General features: G+C 40.5%; 7 protein-coding genes. 1 reads left to right on the top strand and 6 read right to left on the bottom strand.

Features of this window, described 5'->3' with window-relative positions; translation table 11 throughout:
* From WBA23_RS06210 to nagB, 6 genes are all read right to left on the bottom strand, one after another.
* Window positions 1-755: AAA family ATPase (locus WBA23_RS06210; RefSeq protein ID WP_424581384.1), on the bottom strand; the 755-nt coding region annotated here is incomplete at its 3' end.
* A gap of 161 nt (window positions 756-916) precedes the next feature.
* Window positions 917-1,642 carry a BT4734/BF3469 family protein gene (locus tag WBA23_RS06205; RefSeq protein ID WP_424581383.1) on the bottom strand — a complete coding sequence of 242 codons (726 nt, stop codon included), beginning with the start codon at window positions 1,640-1,642 and terminating at the stop codon, window positions 917-919.
* Window positions 1,635-1,952: a helix-turn-helix domain-containing protein gene (locus tag WBA23_RS06200; RefSeq protein WP_424581382.1), complete on the bottom strand. Its 318-nt coding sequence runs from the start codon at window positions 1,950-1,952 to the stop codon at window positions 1,635-1,637. Before WBA23_RS06200 ends, WBA23_RS06205 begins: the two co-directional genes overlap by 8 nt.
* Window positions 1,953-2,007: 55 nt before the next feature.
* Window positions 2,008-3,138, bottom strand: a complete 1,131-nt coding sequence (locus WBA23_RS06195) for a hypothetical protein (protein WP_424581381.1) — start codon at window positions 3,136-3,138, stop codon at window positions 2,008-2,010.
* A gap of 50 nt (window positions 3,139-3,188) precedes the next feature.
* Entirely contained in the window at window positions 3,189-4,418 is a 1,230-nt protein-coding gene (locus WBA23_RS06190) for a phage integrase SAM-like domain-containing protein (RefSeq protein ID WP_424581380.1), read from the bottom strand.
* A 312-nt stretch (window positions 4,419-4,730) separates the two neighbouring features.
* Window positions 4,731-6,683 (bottom strand): glucosamine-6-phosphate deaminase, encoded by a 1,953-nt coding sequence (gene nagB / locus WBA23_RS06185; protein ID WP_424581379.1) that lies wholly within the window; start codon window positions 6,681-6,683, stop codon window positions 4,731-4,733.
* 407 nt (window positions 6,684-7,090) lie between these two features.
* Here nagB and WBA23_RS06180 point away from each other — a divergent pair.
* The coding region (locus tag WBA23_RS06180; protein WP_424581378.1) for an FG-GAP repeat domain-containing protein at window positions 7,091-8,337 on the top strand (1,247 nt) is incomplete at its 3' end.

Raw genomic sequence — 8,337 nt, 5'->3', positions numbered from 1 at the left:
TAGTGCTGTTGGAAGTTGATAGAATATCTATTCTCAAACTGCTTGTCGGATAGCTCAAAGTCAAAGTATAAAACGGGCTGACTATTAGCTTCCAATTTAAATCCGGAAATATGTTTGCCTTTACTGATACTGTTGGCAATCTGTACAGCTAAAATAGACTTGCCTAAGTTGGTATCAGCAAAAAGAATACATAGTTCATTTTCAAACCACAGCTCCCCAAAAAGCATTTGAGGTACCGGCCTTAAGTTAGCTTGTTGCATCCACTTATTAGCCGTTTGAATAAGAAAGAGGCTTCCTTCAACATCTTTCTTTGCAAAACTGTTGCATGTACTGATATTCTCATTTTCTATTTTTCTCTTTTGGTTGGATGCCGTAAATGCTGCCCGCTCCTCTTCCAGTGCCTCCAAAGTAATCGGCTTAGTTTGTCCGTGCTTAACTGAATTACTAATAGTTTTATAAGCATCTGGGTAGCTATCGCAATCTCGCTGGTCTATGGCATTCTGAAGCGTTAACTCAGCATCTTCATAGCTCACCATGCCTCCGGCTACATAGCCTCCTAAAAGTGTACCAGCTTTACGTAAAGTATCGAGTTTGGTACCGTCAGGAGCTTGTAATACATTATCATAGGCGGTTTGCAAAGCTCTATTACTATAGGTATTATCTTTTATCGTAAGGTTTGCAATACCGTTATTTCGTTTTTTGACTTTATCCGGCTCAGTATTTCCGTTCAGATATTTATTTTTATCAAATTTCATTTTCAGTGTTCTTTATGCGATAGTGATGAGGCTCAATAATAGGTGGGAATGAACTTGTCATAACCTGTCAATATGAAGTTTTGTAAGGCAAAAGTTCGTTCACCCAAATATTCGGGTCATAGGGTAGGAAACAGGCCCTGGACACATCTTTACAGCTTTTATCAATAACTTTGTACTGGAATTTGGCAAAGCTCGGCTAGGTAGCTAGAAAAGGCTCCATAGTAGCTGTATTGGTTATCAGGGCATAGGTCATCGGCATAAAATAGTACTTTTACTCCATCTCCATTGGGGCTAATGAAGCATAATACAATATATTCTTTGTCGGCCTGTTCCGCTATTATCCGTATAATATGATCAGGCTGTGCCAGGTTATCCAGATCAATACAGATAAGTTTGCTGTGCTGGATCAGGCTTGCATCGGAGCGATAGGAGAAAGTACCCGAAAAGCAGGCATAGCTAAAATAGGATTGCTTGTACAGCTTATTCTCTTCCGAGAACATTTTTTTATCAATGCTTCTGAGTGTAGCAGTTCTTTTCTTGAACGTATTAGCTTCAATAAGTTTGACTACATCAAGGAGTGGCAAATCCTTTTTTACTCTGGTATTTTTTATTCCAAGTTGATTGCCATTTACCTTATCATAGAATACACTGATAGGAACATCAGCTAAAGAATTATTTCTGTTCTGATAGGATCGTAACAATAACCCAGTCTGTACAACTTCAACCTCCGTATAGGGTGAAGATTGATACATCTTTACTTTCTCTAGTGCCTTTTCTTCTCCGATTTGTAAGGTTAATTCTTGAAAAGAAACTTGATAGAATTCTGATGAAAAAGTTGTATCTTTACCCTGTTCTTTATGCGAGGAGGTGATGCAGTCATTAGCCATTGTTCACCTCCTTTTTTATTTGTGCTTGGGTACGCACTTCACCTTCTTCTACCCATTCGGTAAGCTTCTCTTTAGAGAAATATAGCCTTTTTCCTTTTTTTTTATGGGGAATATTCCTTTCGGATACCAGCCGGTAAATGGTAGGCTTGGAAAGATTCAAGAAGCTGGCTGCTTCCTCAATAGTTATCAAATCTTTTCTGTTCCGAAGACCATCATCGGACTTGCTAAACTTTAAACAGGTGTTTACCGAATCAATAATAAGATTCTGTAAATCGTCTTTACTAATAGAAATAAATACGTGCTCTTGCATAACTAATTGAATTTCGTTTATGCAAAACACGTTAGAAACGATAGTAAAGCTTTCCCTACTTTCCGGTTTGGGAATTTTGGGAAACTCGGGAAATTAGAACCTTGATTTGGTCTTTATATTTCTCTTCGTTGGTTTTGCTCGTTTTTCTGAATAGACTGCCGTCCTTCGTCATTTCCAGGCCTGAGAATTTTTGATTTAATAATTTAGCTTTGTGCTCGTCGTTCGCATAACCTATTAAATCTTTCATGTAAAGCTCTTCCATCCAGATACACAAAGCAGATTTGCTATTTCGTCTCCCTATGAAATTATATTTTTCACCAATTAAGGGTGGATCAACATCTCTAAGAATTTGGATGCATGGTTCTATCAAATCCATATCTATAAATAAATCATCAAAAGTGTTTATTTCACTTTCTGAAGATAAATATTTGTCAGTTTGTAATCCCTTTTTTACCCTGATCCAGTATTCTAGCTGTTCAGTTAATTCGTCTTTCACACTTTCAATCGCCATCTTTTCTATTTCAGATGAAAAGCTTTCTTGGTCTGAAACCAATTTGATTAAATCAATGTGTTGTTGAATCCTCTTTAATTTTGTAGTCCCATACAATTTTTCAATTTGCGCTATCGACCTAGCAAAGTCCTCCGGTAGCCGCTGAATAATATTAGCCGTAAAATGAGGTGGATGTTTCCGTATCCGCTTTTTCAATTTATTAGTAAGCAACGGAAAATATTTTTCAGAAAGCTCAGGGTTACACACATACCATTCTACCCAGCTGTTTATATCCGAGAAAGCAGTTTCATATTCTAGCTCCCACGCTGATAATGCTTGGTCATCTGTTTTTGCAAGTTTCTTTTTCTTCTTCTTCACCCACTCTATTCCTGGGCAATAGCCCTCCCATTTTGTAGAAGCCATCTCAAAGCTACCACTTCCATCATAAATACTTTCAACTGCTTCAAAGAACTCCGCCGGGTTTTCTCTGTTGGCGTGAAACTTTGCAAAATGGTAATTCCAGAAGGAAAAAGATTCATCTTCTTCCCTACTTGTGACAGGAGAAGAAAGCATTTGAGGTTGTATATCTACGTTTTTACATTCAGCTTTTGTACAGTGAAGTTGTAACTGATATTTGTGTGTCTTTTCTTCGTCTGCATAACAGAAGTCTAAAAATTTGTGATAAGGGAAACTCATTGTTCTTTATGCTTTCGTGGGTTTTGTAGGCTTGATACCTAAAACGTAATCTAATTATTTTTTCTAAAGCTTGTAAGAACACTTGCATACTGTTTCTTTACATCATCTTCAAAAGAGTCTAAGTAACTTTCTGTCGTCCTCAAATCATGATGCCCTAATGATTCACTGATAAATTCAATAGGTGCTCCTGAACGCTTTAAAATGGTAGAAAATGAATGTCTGGCAGTATAAGTACTGATATTGCTTTTTATCCCTATGTTTTGTGCTATTCGCTTCAGGTATTTGTTTGTTGTCTTAACTCCCTGCTTGATACGAGCTACTTCTTTTTGGGGAGTTAATTCGTCGGTAGTTATGTCAAATATCAAACTATCGGCTTCTACTGGTTTGTTACCCCATCGCTGAATAATCTCTTTTGCTTCAGTAGTAAGGACAGCTACAATTGGCTTTAAGTGCTTCTTGCTGGTTCGCTCAGTCTTAGCCCTTACAAATGTCACCTTATCATCTTGAATGTTTCGGTACCTCAATCTGGCAATATCTTTCATGTTGATGCCATTGCATAAGTAGCTAAAAAGAAAAAGATCTCTGGCTTTGGCCTCCGCTTCGGTTTGAGGTTCGTAGTCAAAAATTTTCTGAATGTCTTCCAGTGTAAGAGCTTTCTTTACATTCCTTCCGGCCGGTATCTGGTATTTACGTTTACTGAAAGGGTAGGAGCCCTTCTGCATTAATCCGTCCTCAATTGCAAGATTTAATATGATACGTAACGATCTGAGATAGATTCCAACTGTCGTTAAGCTCTTACCATTGCCTACCATATATAGCTCGTAGCCCATAAGCCATTCAGCGGTAACTTTAGCAAAGGGTAGGTTCTTCTTACCCCAATACTGTCTTAAAGACTGTGAGGCATTACCATAGCTGATAGCGGTACTGGCTCGTCCTTGTTTGTGAAGATCAGCAATGTATTGATCAAAGACAGAGAAGACATCAGTACCTTTTGGCAGTTGATTCAGATACTCTTTCTCAAATGCTTCAAATGAAAATACAGGTAATTTTCTGATGATACCAACGGCTTTTTGTTCTCTAGCCTGTAGTTCTAGCTTTATGTCTTTGAAATGCTTGCGAGGCCGTTCTCCGAAAACCTTCTGGTAATCTTCTTTAGATAAACTGATACCAGTAAGGTAGTACTTTCTTTGACGTTGGTAGGTGAGTTTAATTTTAATAGGGTAGGTGCCATCTTTTAATGGTCTACGAGTATCGTAGAAAATCGTAGTAGAAGCTATCATGTTTTTGTTCTTTATGCTGTGTGCAAACTAAGAAAATTCGCACACAATTTGCACACAAACTTGATAATAATAATGATAACAATAATAAGCAGGAGTTTAAGAAAACCAGCTAAAACCGTCTATTTTCGCTAAATTTACTATATTTTCCCTATATTTAGATAAGAAAGCATGTAATAATGATAAACAAATATTATGACTCATAATCAGGTGGCCGCTGGTTCGAGCCCAGCAGGGCCCACTCTTCAAAACGCCCGTTTCTGTTAGATTCGGGCTTCTTTATGTCATCTTCTATTTCACCTAACCGGCAACCACTTAAAAATGGTGCCGAACAAATGCTTCCATAGCCTCGTACTCGGTCAAACCTAACTGATTATACAAGGTGGCCGTGGCCTGATTGCGATCTTCGGCTCTTTGCCAAAACTCTCGACTGTCCTCACCCTGAAACATAACTCCATCTTTTTGTGATTGATGGAAGAAGATTGCCTGACGTTTCTTTTCTACTTCTTGGGGACTTAAGGGTACGGCCATCTCAATTTCATGAATAGGCCATTCGTGCCAGGCACCTCGGTAAAGCCATAACCAACAATCTTTCATAAAAGATTGATCTTTAAGGTGATCTATAGCCCTAAAAATAGCGTCCAAACATACTTTGTGAGTACCGTGTGGGTCTGCTAGATCGCCAGCAGCATAAATTTGATGAGGCTTTACTTCTTTAATTAACGTCTCAACTAATTGAATATCTTCAGGGCCTAAAGGGTTCTTCTTAGAGCGTCCAGTTTCATAAAAAGGCATATTCAAGAAATGAATCTGATTGTCGGGCAGTCCGCAGTAGCGGGCACCAGCAATTGCTTCCCCTCTTCGAATAAGTCCTTTAATTGACCGAACTTTAAGGCTATCAAGTTCCGAATCTTCCTCTCGTTGCAGTTCAGTAACAATTTCTTCAATTTCTTGGGTAGAAACCTTATTAAGTTGGTTCAAATTGTGGGTGAATTCAGCGAACCTGAGGGCATCGTGGTCGGCTACAGCAATATTACCCGATGTTTGATAAGCCACGTGTACTTCGTGCCCCTGATCAACTAATCGTAAGAATGTACCCCCCATCGAGATCACATCATCATCAGGATGAGGACTAAATAAGATCACTCTCTTTTTAGCGGGTTCAGCTCGTTCAGGCCGATAACTGTCGTCAACGTGCGGTTTACCACCCGGCCAACCGGTAATAGTATGTTGTAGCGTGTTGTGCATTTTAATGTTAAGCGCGTAAGCCGAGCCTTCTATGGCCAGCAGATCGGACATGCCATTTTCATTGTAGTTACGCTCGGTCAGTTTTAAGATCGGCTTACCTACGTTGTGACTTAGCCATACAATGGCCTTTCGTTTCAGGGGTTCTGTCCACTCGCACGGCCCTACCAACCACGGGGTTTTAAAACGGGTGAGTTCCGCCGAAGCTTCCTCATCAAGCAGTATGGTCGTATTGGGTTGTTCCTGAAGAAACGTGGCGGGAATGGCAGAAGAAACTTTACCTTCTACGGTCTTCTTAACAACTTTTGCTTTTTTATATCCCCAGGCTAACAAAATAATACGATGAGCCTTCTTAATAGTATTAATGCCCATCGTAATTGCCCGTTTGGGCACTTTATCAATACCTCGAAAATCACTAGCTGCGTCTACCCGGGTTAAGTGATCCAGCGTAATAAGGCGAGTTAGCGATTGGTTAGAGGAGCCGGGTTCGTTGAATCCAATATGCCCCGTTCGCCCAATACCTAATAACTGAAAGTCCAATCCGCCGTATTGGCTTATCTTTTCTTCGTACGCCATACACGCGGGGTATACTTCCTCAAGGGGAAGGGTTCCGTCTGGGATATTGATATTTTCTGGTGGGATATCTACATCATCAAATAGATGTTCGTGCATGAACGACCAATAACTCTGCGCGTTATTCTGGGCCATTGGATAATATTCATCCAAATTAAAGGTGACCACATTCTGAAAGCTTAACTCTTCCTCCTGGTGCAAACGAACAAGCTCTTCATATACCTTAATAGGGGAAGAACCTGTGGCTAATCCTAGAACACAAGCTTCACCCTTGCTTGCTTTATAGCGGATAAGGTTAGCAATTTCTCGCGCTACCGCAATAGAGGCTAAACCCGACTCCGAGAAGACCTCAACATGCATTTTTTCAAATCGGGTAATGTCAGTTCGTCCAATATGCTGGTAAGAAATATTGGCTTCCGGGCTGTTATGAATAGGGAGTAAATCAATCATAGAGTAAAGGTAGGTTTAACTACAACTTCTTTCAAGTTTGCTGTCCTAAATAAGGAAGGGAAAAGTGAAAATTATGAATAAGGTCGTGTCATTTATTCATCTTTACCTTATTACGCTAGAGTAGTCGGTTGAGGCACTGAATGCTGTACATATTTAGTAAAAGTAGTAATTATTAGAGTTTGAAGGCGACGGTTTTTATCAAATATTAACTAATGTGTGCAGGGGTGGTTTATGTTACCTATCAAGCTTACGCTTTATCTGATAAATCTAACCTTTCTTAAGTTGTGTGTCTATCGCTTGTTTATTTCTGATGGCTATGCGGTAGTCTTTTGCTGACATAGCGTATTCTAGTGTTTACTATTCTTGTAAAAATCACTATTTTAACCAGCCAACCTAACCCGCTATCAATGAAATATCTGCTCTACCCACTCATTTTTCTTACCACATTCACTTCTCTCTCAACTCAATCTCTCACACATTGGACCTATATTCAGGTAGATTCTACCCGCGACAAATGGGGGGATTATGCCGAACCAAACTGGCTCCGTTACTTCGGATTGGCCATGGGTGATGTGACTAACGATAATCTTCCTGACATTCTAGCGGGACGGCACGTGTATGTCAATCCTGGCAATGACCTAAGTGGCACCTGGAAAAAGCAGGACGTAGGAATGAATGTAGACGGCATTTTTGTGATAGATGTAGATGGTGATGAGTACGGTGATATTATTGGGATGGCTCTGCCTGATGTTTATTGGTTAGAAGCTGAAGACAAAGCGGGAACTTCTTGGCGGGCAACCAAGGTAGCCGAAGTGCCTGCCACTAGTCATGTTAATAGTCAAGGATTCACCACGGCTCAACTAGATGGGAAAGATAAACCAGAATTATTGATCGCTGGGGCAGGTGATATTTACGCGCTCACTATACCCGATAATCCAACGGAAGGGGAGTGGCCTCGGATGCTAGTGGGAAAAAACACTTCTGACGAAGGAATTGGAACGGGCGACTTAGATGGTGATGGTGACATTGATATTGCTGCTGGACGCTACTCCGAAAAAAACAAGGAAGAACCTACTGAAGTGGTGTGGTTTGCCAATCCTGGCGATGGCAGCGAAAATTGGGAAACTCACGTTGTCGGCCGTAGTAATCACGCTGTAGACCGAGTAGAAGTGGCCGATTTAAACGGGGATGGTCGGGGTGATATTGTGATTGCTGAAGAACGTTACCCGGGGAAAGAAGCCGACGGTAATCTATTCTGGTACGAAAACCCGATATCTTCGGAAGCGGACAAATGGACAAGGCATTTGGTTGTTACTCAGTATTCTATGAATAATCTGGCCGTAAGTGATCTTGATAACGATGGTGACGTGGATATTCTAACCAGTGAGCACAAGGGTGCTGACTTAGCTTTGCAAGCCTGGAGCAACGATGGTCAAGGAAATTTTACTAAAAACGAGTTAGATACTGGCAAAGAGAGTCACCTAGGTACCCAACTAGCCGATTTGGATAACGACGGTGATCTGGATATTGTCAGCGTAGGTTGGGATCAATCCCAGTACCTTCACCTCTGGCGTAACGATAACGCTTCCCCTAAAATAAGCTGGAAGCATTATTCTTCCGAAAACAGCGATCTTGCAGTTCCCAACAGTGGGGG

The sequence above is a fragment of the Tunicatimonas sp. genome (assembly GCF_049647865.1).
Classification (GTDB): Bacteria; Bacteroidota; Bacteroidia; order Cytophagales; family Cyclobacteriaceae; genus Tunicatimonas.
This window is presented reverse-complemented; position numbering and strand designations above follow the sequence as displayed.